Annotated in this window: 15 protein-coding genes and 5 pseudogenes; 14 read left to right on the top strand and 6 right to left on the bottom strand. The window is 55.9% G+C overall.

Features of this window, described 5'->3' with window-relative positions:
* The first annotated feature begins 103 nt into the window (after positions 1 to 103).
* The 7 genes from ACFOFO_RS11295 (at position 104) to ACFOFO_RS11265 (ending at position 10451) form a co-directional block, all read left to right on the top strand.
* Positions 104 to 730: a 50S ribosomal protein L25/general stress protein Ctc gene (locus ACFOFO_RS11295; RefSeq protein WP_390331554.1), complete on the top strand. Its 627-nt coding sequence runs from the start codon at positions 104 to 106 to the stop codon at positions 728 to 730.
* Positions 731 to 971: 241 nt separating this feature from the next.
* Complete coding sequence (gene pth / locus ACFOFO_RS11290; protein WP_390322195.1) at positions 972 to 1559, top strand: aminoacyl-tRNA hydrolase; 588 nt, start codon at positions 972 to 974, stop codon at positions 1557 to 1559.
* A complete protein-coding gene (locus tag ACFOFO_RS11285; protein ID WP_390322194.1) occupies positions 1556 to 2683 on the top strand; it encodes a patatin-like phospholipase family protein in 1128 nt (375 codons plus the stop codon). Before pth ends, ACFOFO_RS11285 begins: the two co-directional genes overlap by 4 nt.
* Before the next feature lie 156 nt (positions 2684 to 2839).
* Positions 2840 to 5611 carry a diguanylate cyclase gene (locus ACFOFO_RS11280; RefSeq protein WP_390331553.1) on the top strand — a complete coding sequence of 924 codons (2772 nt, stop codon included), beginning with the start codon at positions 2840 to 2842 and terminating at the stop codon, positions 5609 to 5611.
* Positions 5612 to 5817: 206 nt separating this feature from the next.
* On the top strand, positions 5818 to 6909 hold the full coding sequence (gene ychF / locus ACFOFO_RS11275) for a redox-regulated ATPase YchF (protein WP_390322190.1): 1092 nt from the start codon (positions 5818 to 5820) through the stop codon (positions 6907 to 6909).
* A gap of 293 nt (positions 6910 to 7202) precedes the next feature.
* Positions 7203 to 7583, top strand: coding sequence for a hypothetical protein (locus ACFOFO_RS11270; protein ID WP_390331552.1), 381 nt, complete (start codon positions 7203 to 7205; stop codon positions 7581 to 7583).
* Positions 7584 to 7973: 390 nt separating this feature from the next.
* Positions 7974 to 10451, top strand: coding sequence for a hypothetical protein (locus ACFOFO_RS11265; RefSeq protein WP_390331551.1), 2478 nt, complete (start codon positions 7974 to 7976; stop codon positions 10449 to 10451).
* Between the two features lie 21 nt (positions 10452 to 10472).
* Here the strand turns inward: ACFOFO_RS11265 and ACFOFO_RS11260 are convergent.
* Positions 10473 to 10847: pseudogene (locus ACFOFO_RS11260) on the bottom strand (helix-turn-helix domain-containing protein); the annotation flags it as partial.
* Positions 10848 to 11032: 185 nt separating this feature from the next.
* Between ACFOFO_RS11260 and ACFOFO_RS11255 the strand changes: the two are divergent.
* A complete protein-coding gene (locus tag ACFOFO_RS11255) occupies positions 11033 to 11878 on the top strand; it encodes a hypothetical protein (protein ID WP_390322186.1) in 846 nt (281 codons plus the stop codon).
* Between the two features lie 27 nt (positions 11879 to 11905).
* Here ACFOFO_RS11255 and ACFOFO_RS26585 read toward each other — a convergent pair.
* A pseudogene (locus tag ACFOFO_RS26585) lies at positions 11906 to 12105 on the bottom strand (IS110 family transposase); the annotation flags it as partial.
* Positions 12106 to 12200: 95 nt separating this feature from the next.
* Here ACFOFO_RS26585 and ACFOFO_RS11250 point away from each other — a divergent pair.
* A pseudogene (locus tag ACFOFO_RS11250) lies at positions 12201 to 12578 on the top strand (DUF933 domain-containing protein); the annotation flags it as partial.
* 644 nt (positions 12579 to 13222) lie between these two features.
* Here the strand turns inward: ACFOFO_RS11250 and ACFOFO_RS11245 are convergent.
* The 4 genes and pseudogenes from ACFOFO_RS11245 to ACFOFO_RS11230 form a co-directional block, all read right to left on the bottom strand.
* On the bottom strand, positions 13223 to 14296 hold the full coding sequence (locus ACFOFO_RS11245; RefSeq protein WP_390322185.1) for a DUF262 domain-containing protein: 1074 nt from the start codon (positions 14294 to 14296) through the stop codon (positions 13223 to 13225).
* Positions 14297 to 15491: 1195 nt separating this feature from the next.
* A pseudogene (locus tag ACFOFO_RS11240) lies at positions 15492 to 15773 on the bottom strand (hypothetical protein); the annotation flags it as partial.
* A gap of 269 nt (positions 15774 to 16042) precedes the next feature.
* Positions 16043 to 16663 carry a hypothetical protein gene (locus ACFOFO_RS11235; protein WP_390331550.1) on the bottom strand — a complete coding sequence of 207 codons (621 nt, stop codon included), beginning with the start codon at positions 16661 to 16663 and terminating at the stop codon, positions 16043 to 16045.
* 264 nt (positions 16664 to 16927) lie between these two features.
* Complete coding sequence (locus ACFOFO_RS11230) at positions 16928 to 17728, bottom strand: gamma-glutamyl-gamma-aminobutyrate hydrolase family protein (protein ID WP_390322183.1); 801 nt, start codon at positions 17726 to 17728, stop codon at positions 16928 to 16930.
* 162 nt (positions 17729 to 17890) lie between these two features.
* Here ACFOFO_RS11230 and ACFOFO_RS11225 point away from each other — a divergent pair, with 162 nt between their 5' ends.
* From ACFOFO_RS11225 to ACFOFO_RS11205, 5 genes and pseudogenes are all read left to right on the top strand, one after another.
* Positions 17891 to 18799, top strand: coding sequence for a LysR family transcriptional regulator (locus ACFOFO_RS11225; protein WP_390331549.1), 909 nt, complete (start codon positions 17891 to 17893; stop codon positions 18797 to 18799).
* A gap of 95 nt (positions 18800 to 18894) precedes the next feature.
* Positions 18895 to 19167 (top strand): annotated as a pseudogene (locus tag ACFOFO_RS11220) (DUF933 domain-containing protein); the annotation flags it as partial.
* A gap of 369 nt (positions 19168 to 19536) precedes the next feature.
* Positions 19537 to 19908 (top strand): VOC family protein, encoded by a 372-nt coding sequence (locus tag ACFOFO_RS11215; RefSeq protein WP_390322181.1) that lies wholly within the window; start codon positions 19537 to 19539, stop codon positions 19906 to 19908.
* Between the two features lie 65 nt (positions 19909 to 19973).
* A complete protein-coding gene (locus ACFOFO_RS11210; RefSeq protein WP_390322180.1) occupies positions 19974 to 20420 on the top strand; it encodes an SRPBCC family protein in 447 nt (148 codons plus the stop codon).
* A gap of 296 nt (positions 20421 to 20716) precedes the next feature.
* The gene (locus ACFOFO_RS11205) at positions 20717 to 21196 is read left to right on the top strand and encodes a VOC family protein (protein ID WP_390322179.1); all 480 of its coding nucleotides are present in this window, start codon (positions 20717 to 20719) and stop codon (positions 21194 to 21196) included.
* Positions 21197 to 21224: the final 28 nt, after the last annotated feature.

Raw genomic sequence — 21224 nt, 5'->3', positions numbered from 1 at the left:
TTCGGGCACGGCATTGCACTTACACTGTGCCCATTTTCTGAAATCCCCTGGTCGCGGGGGATTTTCACCGCAAGACATCGTCTTGCATTTTTTGGAGTTTTAAATGAAAGTTATCGCATTTGCACGCACTCAGCAGGGGACCGGAGCGAGCCGCCGCCTGCGCAAGGCTGGCCAAACCCCGGGCATCATCTACGGCGGCACCAGCGCACCGGTCAATATCTCGCTTGATCACAATGCGCTGTACCACGCGCTGAAGAAAGAAGCATTCCACTCGTCGATCCTCGACATGGAAGTCGATGGCAAGGCTGAAAAAGTCCTGCTGCGCGACTTCCAGGTTCACGCATTCAAGCAACTGGTGTTGCACGCTGACTTCCAGCGCGTCGATGCGAACCAGAAGATCCACGTCAAGGTGCCGCTGCACTTCATCAATGCAGAAATCTCGCCGGCCGTGAAACTGTCCGCCGGCATCATCAGCCACGTGATGTCGGAACTGGACATCAGCTGCCTGCCAGCCGATCTGCCTGAGTTCGTGTCGGTCGACCTGGCCAATCTCGAAGTCGGCAACTCGATCCATCTGTCGGATCTGGTATTGCCGAACGGTGTTACCGCCGTCACGCCTGGCGAAAACCCGACCGTCGCTACCGCATCGGTACCGGCTGGCCACGTCGCGACCGAAGCCGAGGCAGCAACTGCAGCTGCAGTAGCCGCAGCACCGGTTGAGAAGAAGTAAGCGCCGAGTAATCGCAGGATCCGGCCATCGGCCGGCATCGAAAAGCCCGCCCCTCCTCGCGAAGGGCGGGCTTTTTGTTTTCTGCATGGGTTTCCAGTCACAGACCGACGCACGGACTAAATTACAACCCGAATTACAGCCCGAATTGCAGCCCATACTGCAGATCGAATCCAGACGGATTGGACGACCTGCCCTCAGTCCGTGATAATCGACGTTTTCCGTACTGCTTTCATTGCGCACCATGCCCATACGCCTCATCGTCGGTCTCGGCAATCCCGGGCCGGAATACGAACAAACCCGCCACAACGCCGGCTTCTGGTTGGTCGACAACCTCGTCAACACCTTGCCCGGCTGCCGGCTGCAGCGCGAAACGCGCTTCCACGCGCTGGCCGCGAAAGGACAGATCGCAGGCGGCGAAGTCTGGCTGCTGCAGCCGCAAACCTACATGAACCGGTCCGGACAATCGGTCGGTGCGTTGGCACGGTTTTACAAGATAGCGCCGGATGAGGTGCTGGTGGTGCATGACGAACTCGACCTCGAACCGGGCATCAGCAAGATCAAGAAGGGCGGCTCGTCGGGTGGTCACAACGGCCTGAAGGACATCACCGCCGCGCTCGGCACCCAGGACTACTGGCGCATGCGGATCGGCATCGGTCATCCGCGCAATATCAATTCCCAGCAGGCGGTGGCCGATTTCGTGCTGCACCGACCACGCAAGGAAGAGCAGGCGCTGATCGATGCGGCGCTGGAAAAAAGCCTGACCGTGATTCCGCTGCTGTGCGAAGGCAAGTTCGACGCCGCCACCATGCAGCTGCACACCAACAAGTGAGCCAATCCGCGCGCACCGCGTCCGCCCTGACGATCCAGGCCGGCCCGCGGGCGCTGGCCCATCTGCGGCAGCATGGGCTGCGCGCGCAGGATATCGCGCTGATCCCGGGTGCGGCAGGCGGCCCGAAAGGCCTGATCCTGCAGGCGCTCGATCAATGGCTGTTCGGCCACTGGCTGCCATCGGCGCCGCGCGAACGGATGCTGATTGGCGCATCGATCGGCGCCTGGCGCATGGCAGCAGCGTGCCACGCCGATCCGGTTGCGGCCTTCCAGCGCCTCGGCGATCTGTATTGCGGCCAGTGCTATCCGCTCAGGCCTTCGTCGGCCCAGGTGTCGCAGGTGGCCGCCCAATTGCTCGCCGACTTCATCGGCGGCCACGAGGCAGAGCTGTGCAGCCATCCTTATTACCGCCTCCAGTTGTTGGCAGTGCGCGGCCGCCAGCTGCTGGCTGCGCCGCGAGGCTGGCTGGGCACGGGTACCGGATTCGCCGCTGCCGGTCTCGCCAACCTGGCGTCACGCGCGCGGCTGGCCGGCCATCTGGAACGCATCGTGATCGGCGATCCGCGCGATCCGGCAGACTGGCTCAGGCAACAATTCGATGCGTTCGAGACCCGCTTCGTGCCGCTCACGCCGGACAACGTCGGCGCCGCGCTGTTGGCATCGAGCTCCCTGCCGCTGATGATGGAACCGGTGCGCCAGATTCCACACGCACCGGCCGGCACCTACTGGGATGGCGGTCTGATCGATTACCACCTGGCGTTGCCGTATTCACGCATCGCGGACCAGCCCGATGGCGGCCTGGTGCTGTATCCGCACTTTACCGACCGCGTCATCCCGGGCTGGCTCGACAAGTGGTTACCGTGGCGTCGCGCCGGCCGCGGCGATCGCGACCGACTGCAGCGCGGCTGGCTCGACAACGTGATCCTGGTATCGCCGTCGCCTGGCTTCGTGCACAGCCTGGTGCGCCACAAGCTGCCGGACCGCAAGGACTTTACGTACCACGGCCAAGATCACGAGGCCCGTATCCGCCACTGGCAGCAAGCGGTCGCCGAGGGCGAGCGGCTGCGCGATGCGCTGGCCGAATTTGCGTTGCGCCCAGACTTGGACCAGGTACTGCCGCTATGACCCGATCACCCACGCCTTCATGACGACAGGCGGACGCGGCGGACCCACCCTTGCAACAGTGATAATTATCATCCAGCCAAGGTTTTCGCAAACCGCCGGCCGATTTACGGTAGCATTCGACAAATATTGCCGAAAAGCCACACAGGAATTCAATCCATGGACATGTTCGCGCTCGATGACGAGGTCACTCGCTTGGAATTTGCGCTGTCGCCGTTGCGCGGCCTGCCCCGGCTCGCCGTGCTGGAGCCGCTGGCATGGCATTTGCGGCAGCGCGACACCGGGCGCGCACTGGCGCTAGCCGACGAAGCCGAGGCATTGCTCGCCACTTGCCAGCGCGAACCTGATCGGCAACGCATTGCGGCACGCCTGCGTCTGGTACGCAGTGAGGCCGAATGGATGTGGGCCAAGCTGGATGCGGCGCAAGAGATGGCCGATCCGGCGCTGCGGACGTTCTCCGCGCTGGACGATGCTGCCGGCATCGCCGATGCCCACTGGCTGCAGGCGCTGATTGCGGCCGATCGCGGCGACCACGCGCGGCGCGACGCCGAACTGGAGGCGGCGGCGAGCCAGGCGCGCCGCGCCGGCGACGACATGCGCGCCCGGATCGCCGAAGCCGCGTCCGCGATCTGGACCGCCTATCGCGATCAGGTCGGCGCCCAGCAGCGCTGGGGCAGGCGCTTCGAAGCCGAGTTGGCGGATCTGCATCCGGCTGTCGCACCCTGGGTCCACGATTTCCTGGGGCTGGTGGCAGCGCAATCGAGCGACTTCGGCACCGCTGCGGCGCACTTTTTACGCACGCGTGACACCGCGCTGGCAACCGGGCAGGTGCGGCGCGCGATCAATGCCGGCACCAATGTCGGCAGTTGCTTCACCAGCCTGAACGACCATGAAGCGGCGCTGGAATGGATGCAACGCTCGCTGGAGCTGGCTCGCCCCTGCGGCTGGCCGCTCAGCATCGGCGTATGCCTGATTCAGACCACCGAAGCGCTGCGTTCTCTGGGTCGGCTTGACGCCGCGCAGGAACTGATGGTCGAGGCGCTAGATACGCTGGCGCCCCTGGCCAGTTCACGCACCTATGCAATCGCGCTGCAATATTCGGCCGATCTCGCGCTCGATCGCGGCCACCACACGCTAGCACTGGACAGCTTTCGCCAACTGGAACAGCGCGCGGAGTCGCTGAACCAGGTCGATTTCCAGATCGAGTCACGCCGCGGTCAGGCCCACGCGCTGTCGCATCTGGGCCGACCGCAAGAGTCGTTGCAAGCAGCACACGCCGCGCTGGCACTGGCCCAGCGCGCGAACGATGCGGCGCCCCAAGTTCGTACCTTGCGCGTGCTGGCCGACATTCATGCGCGGCACAGCCTGCCGACGCCCGACGGCGTCGCCGCAAACGGCGCGCCGCTGCACTATTTGCAGCAGGCGCTGGCGGTGGCGGCAACCATCGACGACTACACGGTGCCGGGCGAGCTGTTCGATGCGCTGGCGCGCGAACATGCGAGCCTTGGCGACTACGCCGAAGCGTATGACAGCGCTTTGCGCGCCAACGCCGTGCGCGAAAGCACGCGCAGTCTGGCGGCAACCAATCGCGCCATCGCGATGCAGGTACAGCAAGCCACGGAGCGCGCGCGGGCCGATGCGGAGCACCATCGTCAGCTTGCCAGCTCGGAGGCAAAACGGGCCGAAACCCTGCAACAAACCGGCTCGACGCTGGAGCGCCTGAGCGCGATTGGGCAGGAAATCACGACCCATCTGGACGCCAAAGCGGTGTTTAAGGCGCTCGACCGGCACGTGCACGGCCTGCTCGACGTGAGCTCGTTGATCATCTACCTGCTCGACGCCGACGCTCAAGGGTTGAATGCGGTATTCGGCGTCGAAAACGGGAAAGCGCTGCCCGCCTTTCATGTGGCGCTGTCCAGCCCGACCTCCAATTCGGCGCGCTGCGTGCGGGAACGCCGCGAAATCCTGGTCGACCTGACGCCCGACGACGACAATCCGAACCGGATTCCGGGCACGCTGCCGATCCTGAGCGCGCTGTTCACGCCCTTGCTGATCGGCGACCGCATTCTCGGCGCCATGTCGATCCAGTCGCCGCAGCCGCAGGTATACGGCGAGCGCGAGCAACTGATTCTGCGCACGCTGTGCGCTTTCGGCGCCATTGCACTCGACAACGCGGCCACCTACCGGCAGCTGACGGCAACCTTGAAGACCTTGCACGAGACCCGGGCCCGGGTCGAAGAAATGAGCCTGACCGACTCGTTGACGGGCCTGCGTAACCGCCGTTTCCTGCTGCAGCACGTGGAAACGGATGTGGCGATGAACTTGCGGCGCTACGATGAATGGCAAAAGCATCCCGAGCAGCCGTTGCCGGAAGACGCCGACCTGATCTTTATCCTGATCGACCTCGATGATTTCAAGTCGGTCAACGATACCTACGGCCACGCCGCCGGCGACCAGGTGCTGGAGCAGATGCGCGAACGCCTGGAAACCGTGTTTCGCGAGTCCGATTACCTGATCCGCTGGGGCGGCGAGGAATTCCTGGTGGTCGCGCGCGCCGCCAATCGCGCCGACGCGGAAGCAGTGTCGGAACGGGTGCGCGCCGTCGTCGCCGACCGGGTCTTCGAATTGGCGGACGGCTTGCGGCTGGCGAAAACCTGCTCGATCGGATTCGCCTGCCTGCCGTTCCTGCCCGCCCATCCGCGCCTGCTGACTTGGGCCGAGGTGGTGGAACTGGCCGACAAGGCCCTGTATCTGGCCAAGGATGGCGGCCGCAATGCATGGGCCGGATTCTTTGGCACCGAGCTCACCCCGCCCGACGTGTTGTTTCCGTGGCTGCTGCAGAATGCGGAACCGGCCACCCGCGATGGCATGCTACGGCTCGTCAGCAGCATGGATTTGACGGTGAAATCTGCCGCCGGCAGTAAGGTCTAGCACCGGCACGACCGCTTACTGCGTCGCGGGCGGCTGCCTTGCAACTCGCCTGCGACGACCGTAGGCAGCACCCACCCTCCCGCGATCCCACAAGCTCACCAGGCTGATACGGACGCCCATGTCCGCGCGCCGCCTCAATAAACCCGAGCGCAGCGCCGCATCCGGTAAAATAGCGGGTTATCTCAATTTATTGCAAAGCACACACCATGAGTCTCCAATGCGGCATCGTCGGCCTGCCCAACGTCGGCAAATCCACCCTATTTAACGCGCTGACCAAGGCCGGCATCCCTGCTGAGAACTACCCGTTCTGCACCATCGAACCGAACGTCGGTGTGGTGGAGGTGCCCGATCCGCGCCTGAAGGTGCTGGCCGAGATCGTCAAGCCAGAGCGCGTCCTGCCGGCGGTAGTCGAATTCGTCGACATCGCCGGCCTGGTGGCAGGCGCGTCCAAAGGCGAAGGCTTGGGCAACCAGTTCCTGGCCCACATCCGCGAAACCGACGCGATCGTCAACGTGGTGCGCTGCTTCGAGGACGACAACGTGATCCACGTCGCCGGCCGGATCAACCCGCTCGACGATATCGAAGTGATCCAGACCGAACTGGCGCTGGCCGACATGGCAACGGTCGAGAAAGCGATTCATCGCGAGCACAAGAAAGCCCGTTCCGGCGACAAGGATGCGGCCAAGCTGGTCGCCCTGCTGGAACGCATCATGCCGGACCTGAACGAGGCCAAGCCGGTACGCGCACTGGGGCTGGACGCGGAAGAAATGGCGCTGATCAAGCCGCTGTGCCTGATCACGGCCAAGCCGGCGATGTACGTCGGCAACGTGTCCGACACCGGTTTCACCAATAACCCGCTGCTGGACCAGCTCGCCGCCTACGCCACAGCGCAGAATGCGCCAATGGTAGCGATTTGCGCTGCCATCGAATCAGAGATCGCCGACCTCGACGACGAGGACAAGGGCGCCTTCCTGGCCGACATGGGGATGGAAGAGCCGGGCCTGGACCGTCTGGCCCGCGCCGCCTACAATCTGCTCGGCCTGCAGACCTATTTCACGGCCGGCGTCAAGGAAGTGCGCGCCTGGACCATCCACGCCGGCGACTCGGCACCGCAAGCGGCCGGCGTGATCCACACCGATTTCGAACGCGGCTTCATCCGCGCCCAGACCATCGCCTACAACGATTTCATCACGTACAAGGGCGAAGCGGGCGCGAAGGAAGCTGGCAAGATGCGCGCCGAGGGCAAGGAGTACATCGTCAAGGATGGCGATGTGTTGAATTTCTTGTTTAACGTGTAAGTCGAACCATTTGCATCAGTCGAGTTATTGATGTTTTAAAAATTTGAAGAAACAGCCTTAAAGCCCAGTATCTACTGGGCTTTTTTGTTTCTTAATGCATCTCAAACCAGCCACCCGTTCGCATTGAAGCCGGTTATTTCGCTGTCGTAGCGTGTATCCAATCCGGTCAACATCAAAATGGGCTAAATGGCTGGTGTTGGGCCAAAACCGGACGATCGCACCACGTTGCCACGGCGATCCAATCCATGGCTTTTTAGCGTATCCTCGCGTCAAAATAGCGAAAGGATGTGAAAGTGAAAAATGGAATATGTTTTGTTGCCTTTGTTGTCTTTGTTGTTGCCGTGGCTGGCTGTGCGATCATCCCAGGGACGCAATCATCCTTCTCCGATACGAAGAACACCACACCGAGGGTGTACGTAAGTAATCTGGAGGGGGCTCATGCCGCAAAATGCGTCATAAAAAACATAGACGAACGCCTTGCATTCTTGACCGCATCACTCACGCCAGAAGCGCCTCGTCCGAATGTGCTGGAGGTGCGCGCTAGGTCTGAAGTTGGATTTGCCGCAATTATTGAAATTGCGCCAGCGGACAAGGGATCGCTCATTACCACTTGGATTTCGAATCACTATCCGGCAAAGGGAACGATCACAAATGGCATTACGGAAGGTTGCTGAAAATTTAGGCCAAATAACGTACCGGACGTGATTTCTTTTTTTCGCGCCGGCAGAGATTCAGAAGCGAAGGCAGCCGGCCAGTACTTCCGACATAACCCCCAATCACCTGTCATGACAAGCCAAGGCCACAAACCAGATATCTCAATTTGGGAACCGCGTGGGTCCGCGAGGGGCGCGAAGCGCCTACTAGCTATCGGGCGAAAACCGGCCATTTGCAGCCATTCATATTTTAAGATGCTCTTCTCATTTTCAGGATGTCGTTTAAGGATTAAAGCTATTGACTCTAGCCTTTGTTATCAGCTATTTCAGGTCATGTAAAACACTGCTAAGATCAGGTTGCCAGCGTGACAACTAGCTCACGTTCAACCTAAAAAAAATCCGCCATTTCAAATGAAAAACATATATGCAGTAGAAATTGATTTTGCCAACAAGTTAGGTTCGAATGCTGAGAAGTTTCAATATTTCACGTCAATATTGCGATCAATTCTGCAAGCAGCAGCAATCTGCTCATTCGAAATAGTAAAGGGCATGACGCCCTCAACTCAGGATGACACCAACGTCCCGCACCTTCTAGGCAGATTTTCCCTGCCCTCAGACGGGTTGCCAGTAGAAGCCTTGGATGTCCTTGTTCCAATTATTCGAAGCCATGTTTCTAAAACATACATGATTGGATGGTTTGAAAAGAGCAGCCCAAACGACCAAACGCTTGCGCAGGACCTATTGTCTTGGGTGGCGTTTCGGAACAAGAGGCCTGCGCATGGCGTTTTGGACAAAAACGATGTACTCATCTGGAGTCAGAGGCTCGAGATGATCGCAACCAGATGTCTTCAAGTGTTTGCGACGGCCTTGCCCAAGCGCAACCCTGATCAGACTTTGCACACTGATATTGGTAGCGACACCATGACTATTAATACGCCGTTGGTGCAAAAAGATCGCGCGGTCGTTATCAGCAAAGTGACGACTCGAAAGGGTGTTTGGAAAATGCACGCCCAATCTCTCTCTTGGATCGAGGCCGTGGAATTAACCGTGGACCTTGGAGATAACAGTATATTTACTCCCTCTGACAAGCCAACTGAAAAATTGCGGTTGAGTGAGATTCCCTATTATTTACCGGCAACATCCATTTTTAACAATATACCCATCAGGCAGACTAACACTTTTGTTGGGCGATCTAAGGAGCTAGGAAAGCTGCAAGAATGGATGGATGAAATTGAGGACTCTCGCTTTTGTCTCATCTACGGAGACGGGGGGTTCGGAAAGACAACTCTTACACTTGAGTTTTTCAATAAACTTTTAGAGGGTGACATAGAACGACCAAAACATCTGCCGACCCTCATTAGCTACTACACTGCGAAGAAGACTAAATGGACTGACAATGGTCTGATCCACTTCAAGGGAATATCGGACGCGATGGAGGACAGCGTGCGGGAACTCCTTCACTTCCTTTACCCAGTATTAGGGAAGGACTGGTACCAAATTCAAGGCACGCCGCTTATAGATAAAATCGCGGGCGAGTTCGCCGAGCAAGGTTTGAAGCGCGACGATATTCTTCTTATTCTTGACAATACGGAAACTCTCGCAACATCGGTGAAGGAAGTTGAGGAACTATCGGAATTCCTAGGGAAGGTTGGCAAGAAAATTGGTCGGGTGATTGTCACGTCGCGCCGACGAGAATTTCTCCCCGCTACTCCTTTGCTTATTAGTTCGTTGCCTGACGATGAAGCGGCTGCTCTCATGTCAAGATTGGGTGAAGAGTACGCTGCGAAAGCCGTTGTCCAGGCAGGAGAGGCACGTCTGAGGAACGTTTGTAAGAAGCTTTCTAACAAGCCTTTGCTCATCGACACACTTGTGAAATATGTAGCTAGATCTTCTTCAAGCCTCCAGGAAGGACTTGATCAGATCCTCAGGAAAACGAACGACGAACTATTGGAATTTTTGTATGAAGACGCATGGCTCCGAATGAATGAGCTAGCTCGAGAGGTTTTTCTGGTGCTTGTCAATGTAGTAAATCCTGTCGATGGAAATTGCGTTGGGGATGTTTGTCAAGAAGTTGGAATCCAGCATATAGAGTTCCAGTCTAGCTTGGACGAAACGTATTTCGCAACACTCACGGATTTCGGTGCGAGTTACGATCTGGAAATTGTGGATCTAGCGAAAGAATTTTTCAGGCAGAAGTTAAGGAAGTTTTCGTCCGCTGAGGTGGATAAACTTAAAAACATTGCAGCCAAGGTCGATAACAAGGCATTTGGACGGCAACAGGTTGAGAGAGAATACAAACTAGATCGCGTAGCCGACGGCTTCCGAAGCCAGTTCGCTAAGGCTGCAAAAATTGCGACGTTCAAAGGTGACCTGTCCTCGGCAAAGGAAAACTTCGAATTGGCGCTTTTAGATGAGCCACTAAATGCGGCTCTGAAAGACAGGTATGCATTGTTTTTGCTCCACCATGCGAAACGTCCCCTAGATGCAAAGCCCATTGCAGAGAAAGCTGTGGAGCTGGATCCAAAGAACTCTGACGCATCTCTTACACTCGCCTTGATTCACTACGAACTTAATGATCTGAACGCTGGCGACAAAGCAATTAATGTTGCAAAAATAAATGGAAAGCCAGGAACACTGTGTTATCTCAGACAAGGGATGGCACGCTACCATCAAGCAAGACGCGCCCCTTATTCAAAGGACTCAAAAGAGTATTTAAAACAGGCAGAACTCCTCCTCGAAAACTCCTTAAAATCTGCCGACCAGAAATATTTTCACTATGAGAAAAATAGAAATGATGCACGGAGATATCTTGAAATGGTGCAAAAACTTCGTTTTCAAATAAACCGCAGGGATATCTCCGCAGGTAACGCTGCTCAGCAGTCAAGCTAATTTTGGTGCGCCGCTATTAAATGCCAAAAGGCGTTTCTTGAACGACTCAAGATCACGGCGCAGCCAGACTGACCGGACACCAGAAGGAGAAATGAAGATGGCGCGCTTGCGCAGCTCATTGGACACGCGTACCTGCCCAAAGGCTGGCTGCTCCAGGGCAAAGGCAACGCCCGCGCTCTCCGTCGCTTCTTCAACCTGATTCTTGGTATTGGGCTTCTTGCGATTGGCGTCGATCAGCGCGTCAATACCGCCAGCTTCCATCGCCGATTGATACCGATAAAACGTGTCGCGAGAAAATCCCATCACCTTGCAGGCGCGGGATACATTGCCGAGTTCAGTTGCCAGATTTAGCAAACCGACCTTGTGTTTGATGACGTTCTGAGGAACACTACTCATGGGGTTACTCCTTGGCGCTTTCGCGCTGGTTTAATAAAGATTCGCACCTCTATCAAACCGGGTAACTCCACCCTTTGGCAAGGCCTTGCTGTCAGATCAAGTCGGAACTACTACACATCATTCAATTGGGCAGTCGCGGGCAAGCCGGTGACTGCCCGTTTAGCCCAAACTTTAGGAGTGTCGAATTGTCGGTCGTCTGCGGCATCTACGGATTTCAGGTTACACGCCAGATCGATCTTCCTGGCCTATGCATTAAACCGCGTACAAACGACTACGCCCAAGCGAAAGGCTGGGCTCGAGATCTTGATGTCTACCACCTGACCGCCGTCCTAACCGCGGATTCGGTCACCAATACCTACCTCTTTAACTTAGAAGCGGTTCTGTCATTTGTCGAGCGCCTTGACGTCATCATCACTTCGCCCTCGGATCAATCCGATGACGACCCGTTCGTTCAGCTTCCAGACACGATCCATGCTCATCGTAGGAACAACGGCGGCGGCGCCGTTATCGGAGAAGATACCTTCTTCCGTGCGTCGCGCGCGCTGTTCATTGCTAAGGCCATAGAAAGACTCGAAGACCAAGCGTTCTGCGAAAGTACTCGGTTCAAGACGTTGTTTTTCAAGTGTGTCGAGCCCTTCCGTCAGCGCAAGCCGTTCGTCGAGGTTTCCTACTTTCTCCTGTTCTCCGGCCTAGAGTCATTCGCACGAGCTGTACTGGGTGACAGTGCGACGCGCAATGCTGCTGTACCAATATGCAAACTCCTGCAGCAGTATGGGTTCGACGTTGAAGTGGACCGTCTTGGCGATTTGCATCGCTCCATTTCTACTTACACTCGCCTGCGGAATGCCTTGTTCCACAACAGCGAGTTCGTTGTGAAAGTGTTGGTGGGCGGCCAACAGATCGAGTTGAGACTGTTTGACTATCTATTCAACTTCTCGCAGCTTGTAAGTTTAGTGGTCCTTAAGGCTGTCGACTTTGATGACGGCCACATCAATTGGAATAGTTGGATCGACAGGCAGCCGTTCAAGTGAATGCCCCTAACTCTTATATCGAGCGGACAGTCGCCGACAAGCGGGCGCCCAATAATGCGAGGTGGCGCAAGCTTCCATGCCAATCAGGCTGGGTGCTAAATCCTTGAAATAGGTATGCATTTGCGCCGTCGCAACTGCTTGCGTACCATCACCGTCTCGCTTCGGTCTACGTCATACAACTGAAATACGTGCTTTGCCAGATCGATCCCAATTCGTTTAACATTCATTTGGACTCCTCCTCTGTGGATTGACGTGTTTGACGACATCTCAGTCTGGCACATCCGATGCCGTGGGGGGAGGAGTCCATTCCATTGCCCTATGCGGGCTGATCAAACCGCTGTGCCTAATCACCGCCAAGCCGGCGATGTACGTCGGCAACGTGTCCGACACCGGCTTCACCAACAACCCGCTGCTGGACCAGCTGGCCGCCTACGCCACATCGCAGAATGCGCCGATGGTAGCGATCTGCGCCGCCATCGAATCCGAGATCGCCGACCTCGACGACGAAGACAAGGGTGCCTTCCTGGCCGACATGGGGAAGGAAGAGCCGGGCTTGGACCGCTTGGCCCGCGCCGCCTACAAGTTGCTCGGCCTGCAGACTTACTTCACCGCCGGCGTCAAGGAAGTGCGCGCCTGGACTATCCACGCCGGCGACCCGGCACAGCAAGCGGCCGGCGTGATCCACACCGATTTCGAACGCAGCTTGCCGAAACGCGGCCATCTATACACGACTAAGCTGTTGCGCAATGATCAGCATCTCAGCCAAATAGTTCTCAAATCTCGTCTGATGCGGATTTGCCCTGAACGTCGAGCGTAAAAAACTTGCTGGCTTCTTTTCCAAAGGGTTGAGCGGTAATGCTCCGATTACTAACCGCAAGAACACTCCAGTCGAATGTTCGCTTCTATGGGCCAAAGCATTTCGAATTCTATGCAGCTCTTCCAGGAGATTTTCTTGAGGCTTAGTAACGCTAGAGAATGGATGCCCGTTTTGAAAGAATATTTCTGCTCTTTTCTTCGTGTTGTAATAAGGAAGCCAATCGAGATAACTTTTTCCCGAAAGTAGAACGTTTATGGCCAATTGATGAGTGTTGAAAGAGAGGTGCGGCTGAACAAGTCGAGTCGCAGGGGCTATCTTCCCAGTTAAATAGCCGATGAATAGGTCTTCCACATACCGTTCGAGCGAAACAAAAGCGTCCAAATACAATCCGGAGTAAATCTGTTCGACATCAAACTTGATTATCTTATTCGAAGCATAGAGTTTCTCGACTCTGTCCCGCGTCTTATCTAACCTTATCAGCCTCGTCTGAAGCGCTGCAAACAAATCATGAGCTGACTTTGGCATAGTTATTTAAGTTTCGAGTTGGTCAGATATTCGATCAGCGCCTTTCGCGACGTGAGATGAGTGGTTCTTAATGATGTAGCGTCGATGACGGCTTCTGGGGCGGATTTTTTTTCAATTTTGTCGGCGCATTTGAGCATGTGGTTACTCTGAATCGCCGTAACCGGCTTCGGCTTCGACTTCGATGTTAATGGAGATCCAATCCCATAAGCTAAATGGTAGATAGAAGAAAACAAAGAGTAGAAAAGCGTCTTTTTGTGAAACGGGGTCAACCTAATTGAATCGCCGAACCTAGTTTCAATTGTCGACATCGTATGCCTAAATCTTTTTCCCAATTCATCGCGCTCAGGCAGATTCTCATCGTATTCAGCATAGGCATTATCGATAGCATTTTGGGTCTTCGCAATGACACCCTTCAACATCATGATGAAGAATTCGCTTGTTATCTCGACTTCTTCCATTCTCGCGATGTTATATTCGGTAAAAATAGACCACTTGCGCCAATGCTCAAGATATTCGGTCGAGACGTTGTAGCTTAAAGTTTTAAACTCTCCGAAAAAGTTGGCATTTCGCAGTTCTTGGTCATTGAGCTTCACGCCGGTGGAATTCATTCGAGCGAAGACTTGGAGGACTTCACGATCGTCAACACTTGATGGCAATACGTGGACGCTAAACTGATAGTCCAATATCCGTTGCTGCAAATCGTTCGGAAGGTCTCTAAATCCCATGTCGGCGAGTTCCTTGCTATGGACTCGCTTAATCTTAAAAGTGTCGTTCGCCTCGTTATAATCGTTCAAATCTTTTGGGCAGACATACGAAAGTATCGTCCTTATGCGCTGCTGACCATCGATAACCTCTCGCTTCGCCAGCAAGGTCTTTAAATCTGTTTTCTGATCGCGCAAGAAGATGATCGGTATAGGCAAGCCCCTTAGAATCGTGTCTATGAGAAACGATTTGGCGCCGGGATTCCACACTGGTCGTCGCTGAAAACTAGGGCTTAAGACAAGTGTTTTACTTTTCTGCCAGCTAACAAAGTCACTGACCGTGTATAGCGTGCGAGTGAGGTCAAGAGTCTTCATAATCCTCCTAATATTTTTATTTCTTGCATAATGACAAGATGATAGCCGACTTGGTCTATGGTGCCGAAAAATAGCACATAGATTGCCCGATTAGCCGATCAATGAAAGTTCGAGCCCTTGATCAGGTCATTTATGTCAGCGATCCACAGGCTCTATTGCGCCGGAAACAGAATGTTCCATAGTGCCGAAAATGCACAGCCAGCAGTATTGCCCAGTCGCCTTTGGTGCCGGGTATTACCAATGCCTCGGCCCTCGGTGCCAAATTTCATAAGGACAGCAGAAGTCTGCTCTTGTCTGAATTGAAAGTCCGCTTCACGCCCTGAGGTAGTCTGTCAAGTTTTATATTTACTCCTGTCTGCAATAAATTAGTGCATACGAAGCGGTTTATCCCAATACAGGGTTCTGGCTGGCTGGTTTGAAGTGCGAATGCGTGGCTGTTTTCGAATGCGATAGGCTTAACCAGCGTAATTGCCCCCTGAATAAGCTGGGTTCGTGGAGCGTAGAACCAACACGGAAATTTCATTCCAAGCTATGCCGCGCCGGCACGAGCTTTCCCGCACACCGAGACTGAAGCGCCGATGACCATACTGTCACGTCAATGCGGTTTTTTGTCCCGTTTGAATCGCCATTTTCGGCCGAACACTCGAACACCTGTCGACCCAACCCATAGGCAGCGTGTCCAGCGACAATTAGAAATTCCGGTGGCGACAATTAGATTTGCCGGTTGACGAGCTGGGCTGGCAACGGTCCGGCTCTTATCTATCATGCTTGCCCAGAGGGGGCGGCATGAAGAAAGACGGAGAAATCAACTTGTTATTGGAAGAACGTCGTAAGGGCGCGAGCCAGAAGCTGGCGGCAGCGCGCACCGGGATGAGCGAACGGACCGTACGCAAGTACGAGCAAGCCGGCAAGCTGCCAAGCCAGATGAAGGTGCCGCGTACGCACCGGACGCGGGAGAACCCGTTTGCCGCGGACTGGCCTTGGGTGGAAGATCAGTTGCGGCGCGACAAGGCGCTGCAAACGAAGACCTTGTTTGCCTTGCTCTGCCAGGCCTATCCCGGTCGGTATCAGGAAAACCAGCTACGAACGCTGCAGCGGCACGTCCATGGATGGCGGATTCAGCATGGCGACGAACGCGAAGTGATGTTCCAACAGGAGCATGTGCCGGGACGCATGGCGCAGTCCGACTTCACCGTCATGAACTCGCTTGGCGTGACGATCGGCGGCGTGGATTTCCCCCATCTCGTGTACCACATGGTCCTGACCTACTCGAACGTAGAAGCCGTGCGCGTGTGCTTCTCGGAGACACGTCGCCACCCAGCACCGCGATCTCGCGCACGATGGTGCCGGAGATGAACTGGTACTGGTCGGATGGCGTCAGGAACATGGTTTCGACATCGGGCAGCAGGTAACGGTTCATACAGGCCATCTGGAATTCATATTCGAAATCGGACACCGCGCGCAGGCCGCGCAACATCAGCTTCGCAGAAAGGAAACACGTTTCAAGATTAGGCAAGCTCTTGCCATCGGCCTAGATCAGCCGAGTGAGCACCCACAAATCGCACAGAAGGAAAAATCGCTTGGGTCAGCCTTAGCCATCAAATCGACAACGCTGCCGAGGCCGCCACTGCGTAAGCGGCTTAGTGCAGCGACCATTGCAGTCCCGCAAATTCAACCCTCGCCATCATCGAACTCCTGCAAACTCGGCATAATCTCGTTCTCTGCTTAGTGGAACGCGGTCACGGCCTAAGGAATCTGTAATGCCAGGACCGCCTCCGACGGCGACGGAAGGGGCCGTGCTCCGTACAGTGTGTTTCCGGACAAAACTGCCGCCGCATACTGCACGGCTGGGTCAGCGCGGAAATCGTAAGCGGACTGATTGAAATTCACCCTCAACCCAAGCGCCGCCACCCGCACAGGGTACGCTATCTGAATACCATTGGTGTAGTTGCCGTCATCATCAATAGTCATGAGAAAAGCCATCAAATTTTCGACAGCAGTGCTGCTATGGAGCGTCGACGTCGTGTACAGGCTGGCGTCATATAAGGACGAAAATGGCTGGGCCAAGTCCCCCGGCATGGTGAACAGCACTATGTCGCCCAACCAAAAGGTCACAATGTCGCCACCGGTGTACCCGACATAACCGCCGGCCGCCGTGGTCAGGTGCGATTCAGAGCCGGTTACGCTATTGAAGTACTCCAGGCCGGAAATAGTGGGATGACGCAAATACTCGTAAGTCGGCTGTACGGCCACGGGCACCGGCACTGGACCGGTATCGACTACCACTTGGGCATAGCCGTCTGCTCCGCCCCCGCAACCGGTCAAGAAAAGAGATGCGAGCGCTGACGCCAAAAAGAGTTTTCTCATAGGGTCTCCGTGGTCCACTGCAGAAATGCTTTGTCGACATGACTCTGGGACAGGCGTTTATTCTTCGTCATGATGCCGGTTCGAGGTTCGAGGTTTGAGTCATGTTCATGTAAAGCTCCGGCAAGTCGCCCGCCGCGTGGCGTATGTTTAGACTAACGTGTGGGCCACGGAATGAAGTGTATTCAAAGTATTTCACGTGTAAGCGGAAGTTACCGTGCGCTCTAGCCGGCCTGCCTTACACGGAGCAATTGCAGGTTTGCTCCATCATTTGTCAGAGTGGCGCGCCGCGCGGTAACGCGCGCAGGCACGCCCGAATTCCTCGAAAATCCTTGCCGACAGGGCATCGGTGGCATAGGCGGCCTCAGGGTGCCACTGCACGGCCAGCGTAAACCCTGGCGCCGCTGCGACACGAAACGCTTCAATCAGCCCGTCCGGCGCGACCGCTTCGACATGAAGCCCCTGGCCCAATCGATCGACCCCCTGGTGATGCAGCGAGTTGACCCGCACTGTGGAGCAACCCATCCAGGCGCGCAGCCAGCCGTCTTCTTCCAACGACACGTCATGGCTTGGCGCGTACCAGTCCACACGCGGGCGGTCAGTTCCTGCGGGGTGGTTCAGCGCACCAGGCAAGGTATGCACTGCTTGGTGCAAGCTGCCGCCGAAAGCGACATTCATCTCCTGGCATCCCCGGCAAATCGCGAGGACTGGCACCCCCATGGCCACTGCGACGCGGATCAGCGGCAATGTCGTGGCGTCACGCAGCGGGTCGTGTAGTGTTCCTGGCGCGGAGGGTAAGCCGTCGTAGCAAGCGGGGTCGACGTTGGACGGACTTCCGGTAAACAGCAAGCCGTCAACGACGGCCAAGAATGCCATCTGATCCAGTGCCGTATTGCCGGACGGCAGCAGGACTGGCAGGCCACCGGCTCCTGCGATCACCGCGTCAACGTAGGTTTGCGGTACGTTGTGAGAGGCGTGCCACCAGTGTTCAATACGGTCCGTACAAAGGCCGATTGTGGGGCGCTGCGTGGCGGGCAACCCAGCGTCGGCGGCACGTGTTTCTTTCATCGACAACATCTTAATTTCCCAAGGCAACATAATTAATTGAACAGTGGTCACCGCGGTACACCGAGACGGTGCACCAGGGTCGTTGAAGCTGGCGCAGTGTAACCGGGCGGATGAAGGTCGGAAACTCGCTAAAATGAAAAACGGTTTTGCTTTGGGAGCAAAATGATGGAACCTATTGTTGCGTTGAAAGTGTATTTTGAGGTCATGAAGCATGGCAGCTTCTCTGCCGCAGCGCGCGCGGCGGACATTGCGGTGTCGTCCGTTACACGTCAAGTTGATGCGCTGGAGGCGAGTCTCGGGACCCAATTACTGGTCCGTACCACGCATGGAATCAGACCGACCGAGGCGGGGGGCATCCTGCTCGAGCGTGCCAAGGGCGCGCTCGGCGAGCTGGAGGATGCATTCAGCGAAGTGCGCGAATTGAATGTGACCGTACAGGGCAAGATACGGCTTGCCGCGCCGATGACGTTTGGCCGCAGATTTCTGGCGCCTGTGCTGGTCGACTTCCTGACACAATATCCGGCGGTCGAGGTTGACCTGAGCCTGTCGGACAGTTACGTCAATCTCGCTCAAGAAGGGTTTGACCTGGCGATCCGGGTCGGCAAACAACATGATCCCGACTTGCTGGTCTACCCGTTGACGTCCCATCACCATGTTTTGTGCGCGAACCCGGATTATCTGGCGCGCGCTGGAACCCCGACCTCGCTCGCTGATTTGAAGCAGTGCGCCTGCCTGATTCATGCGATCCGCGATTTGCCCACGACGTGGGTGTTTCGTGTGGATGGAAAAACAGAGACATTTTTCCCGCGCGGCCCATTGCTGTCTGAAGATTCGGAATTGCTGTTCGATGCCGCATGCGCTGGATTGGGCATTACGCAGCTCCCATACTGGACAGTGAAAGAGGCATTGAAATCCGGACGATTGTCGCAGGTCCTACCGGATTTTGAAGTCATTTCCCATCTGGGGGACATGGTATATATCGTGACCCCACCCCACCGGCGGGAGTCTTTCAAAACTAGAACTCTAAGGGATTTTTTGCTTTCCCGGCTCGGACATGTGGGTGAAACTTAACATGCGATACATTCACGTTCTGAACATAGTCATCCTGCCTGATGCGCAAAAAAGTTCGCTATTTGAGCGGTACCGGATTCGAATGCGGGACGGCCTACAAGCTGCTCGGCCTGCAGACTTACTTCACCGCCGGCGTCAAGGAAGTGCGCGCCTGGACCATCCACGCCGGCGACTCCGCACCGCAAGCGGCCGGCGTGATCCACACCGATTTCGAACGTGGCTTCATCCGCGCCCAGACTATCGCCTACAACGACTTCATCACGAACAAGGGCGAAGCGGGCGCCAAGGAAGCCGGCAAGATGCGCGCCGAGGGCAAGGAGTACATCGTCAAGGATGGCGATGTGTTGAATTTCTTGTTTAACGCGTAAGTCGAACCGTTTGTATCAGTCGAGTTATTGATGTTTCAAAAACATCAAGATATACCCTTGAAGCCCAGTATCTACTGGGCTTTTTTGTTTCGTAATGCATCTCAGACCCTCCATCCATTCGCATTGAAGCCGGTTGTTTTGCTGTCAAGCGATTATCCAATCCGATCAAAAACAAAATGGGCCGAATGGCTGGTGTCGGCCAAGAGCGGTCGGTGACACCCCTGATCCATCTGATTGTGTTGGTAACTTTTCCGTGGCAGCATATGGCAAATACTGCCGCCATCGATATAGCGTTCGACAGCAGTAGTTCGCGGGTTTTATTTGATGCATAACTGCATCTCAATCACATCGCATTCTGAAAGGATTCCTATGAACAACAACCCCGTTGGCTGGTTCGAAATCTACGTTCAAGACATGGGTCGCGCGAAGGCGTTTTATGAGGGTGTATTTAGCGTTCAACTTGCAAAGCTCGACAGCCCAGAAATTGAAATTTGGGCTTTTCCGATGCAAGCAGAGCGCTATGGTGCACCAGGCGCCCTGGTTCGGATGCCTGGCTTTTCTTCAGGCGCAAACAGTGTCTTGATCTACTTCAGTTGCACAGATTGCGCGGTAGAAGCAGCGAAGGCGGCGAGTTCCGGTGGCAAGGTGGAAAAGGAAAAATTCTCCATCGGCCAGTACGGCTACATCTCGTTGGTCATCGATACTGAAGGCAACATGATTGGCCTGCATTCAATGCAGTAGCCATCAGCGCTTCCGTGATGGTAAACCCAACTCTACCAAATGACGAATCGAAAGGAGAATTGATCATGCCCAAAGGCATTATCCGACTTCACCGCGTGCTCCGTGCGAATCCTGAGCGCGTCTATCGAGCATTCTTGGATCCCGACGCAATGGCCAAGTGGCTTCCCCCATACGGTTTCACCTGCAAGGTTCACCACATGGATGCCAAAGTTGGCGGCACCTACAAGATGTCGTTCACGAACTTTACGACAGGCCACAGCCAGTCCTTTGGGGGAGAGTATCGTGAGCTCGTGCCATTCGAAACAATTCGCTATACGGACAGATTCGATGATCCGAACTTGCCTGGAGAAATGCAGACGACGGTGACCTTGAAGCAAGTGTCGTGCGGAACTGAACTCAACGTAGAGCAGGAAGGGCTGCCTGAAGCCATTCCGCTCGAAATGTGCTATCTCGGCTGGCAAGAGTCGCTTGCACAACTTGCGAACCTTGTCGAACCCGAGATTCCGGGGTGATGCCTGACGCTTCGTTTGACGCTGTCGCATCGCTCCGGTCAACTTATCGTTAAACGTGGGTTTTTTTTTCGAGGCTTTGACATTTTGCGGCCGGCGGCGAAGGACATCAACGCAGCGGTAGGTGCCGATCAATTGCCGAGTACGATGGGCAACTGCCGGCCACGAGCGGTCACTCACGACAGTTGCCGTGGCGGACGATCGCGCGGGTGCGCCACCCTAAGGAACGCCAATTGCCCAAGAAATCGGGCAGTCTTCATGGTTTAAGCTATGTATTTGTCATCCATCGGAGAACTAAAATGGTCAGCAAGAACACGATTTGTCTTTGGTTCAACGGCACCGCAGTAGAAGCCGCGCAGTTCTACGCCGAGACGTTTCCGGACAGCGCGGTGGGAACGATCCATCGCGCGCCCGGCGACTATCCCGCTGGCAAGCAGGGCGACGTCTTGATGGTCGAGTTCACCGTGATTGGCATCCCTTGTATCGGCCTGAACGTTGGCCCGGCGTTCAAGCACAACGAGGCTTTCTCCTTCCAGGTTGCGACCGACGACCAGGCCGAAACCGACCGCTTGTGGAATGCGATTGTCAGAAACGGCGGCCAGGAAAGCGCATGCGGCTGGTGCAAGGACAAGTGGGGCCTGTCGTGGCAGATCACGCCACGCGCCCTCACTGCAGCGATCGCCGATCCTGATCGCGCGGCGGCCAAGCGCGCTTTCGAGGCGATGATGCAGATGGGAAAGATCGACATCGCTGCGATCGAAGCGGCCCGACGCGGTTGACGCTCATTGATCGTCCTTTTCTGCTGGC

It is taken from the genome of Pseudundibacterium arcticum, assembly GCF_042646465.1.
GTDB classification, from domain to species: Bacteria; Pseudomonadota; Gammaproteobacteria; order Burkholderiales; family Burkholderiaceae_D; genus Undibacterium_A; species Undibacterium_A arcticum.
This window is presented reverse-complemented; position numbering and strand designations above follow the sequence as displayed.

Coding starts and splice junctions, on each gene's coding strand:
- ACFOFO_RS11235 (WP_390331550.1), bottom strand. CDS start 16,663: ATGAGAAAACTCTTTTTGGCGTCAGCGCTCGCATCTCTTTTCTTGACC.
- ACFOFO_RS11295 (WP_390331554.1), top strand. CDS start 104: ATGAAAGTTATCGCATTTGCACGCACTCAGCAGGGGACCGGAGCGAGC.
- ACFOFO_RS11230 (WP_390322183.1), bottom strand. CDS start 17,728: ATGAAAGAAACACGTGCCGCCGACGCTGGGTTGCCCGCCACGCAGCGC.
- ACFOFO_RS11245 (WP_390322185.1), bottom strand. CDS start 14,296: ATGAAGACTCTTGACCTCACTCGCACGCTATACACGGTCAGTGACTTT.
- ACFOFO_RS11265 (WP_390331551.1), top strand. CDS start 7,974: ATGAAAAACATATATGCAGTAGAAATTGATTTTGCCAACAAGTTAGGT.
- ACFOFO_RS11210 (WP_390322180.1), top strand. CDS start 19,974: ATGCCCAAAGGCATTATCCGACTTCACCGCGTGCTCCGTGCGAATCCT.
- pth (WP_390322195.1), top strand. CDS start 972: ATGCCCATACGCCTCATCGTCGGTCTCGGCAATCCCGGGCCGGAATAC.
- ACFOFO_RS11225 (WP_390331549.1), top strand. CDS start 17,891: ATGATGGAACCTATTGTTGCGTTGAAAGTGTATTTTGAGGTCATGAAG.
- ychF (WP_390322190.1), top strand. CDS start 5,818: ATGAGTCTCCAATGCGGCATCGTCGGCCTGCCCAACGTCGGCAAATCC.
- ACFOFO_RS11205 (WP_390322179.1), top strand. CDS start 20,717: ATGGTCAGCAAGAACACGATTTGTCTTTGGTTCAACGGCACCGCAGTA.
- ACFOFO_RS11280 (WP_390331553.1), top strand. CDS start 2,840: ATGGACATGTTCGCGCTCGATGACGAGGTCACTCGCTTGGAATTTGCG.
- ACFOFO_RS11215 (WP_390322181.1), top strand. CDS start 19,537: ATGAACAACAACCCCGTTGGCTGGTTCGAAATCTACGTTCAAGACATG.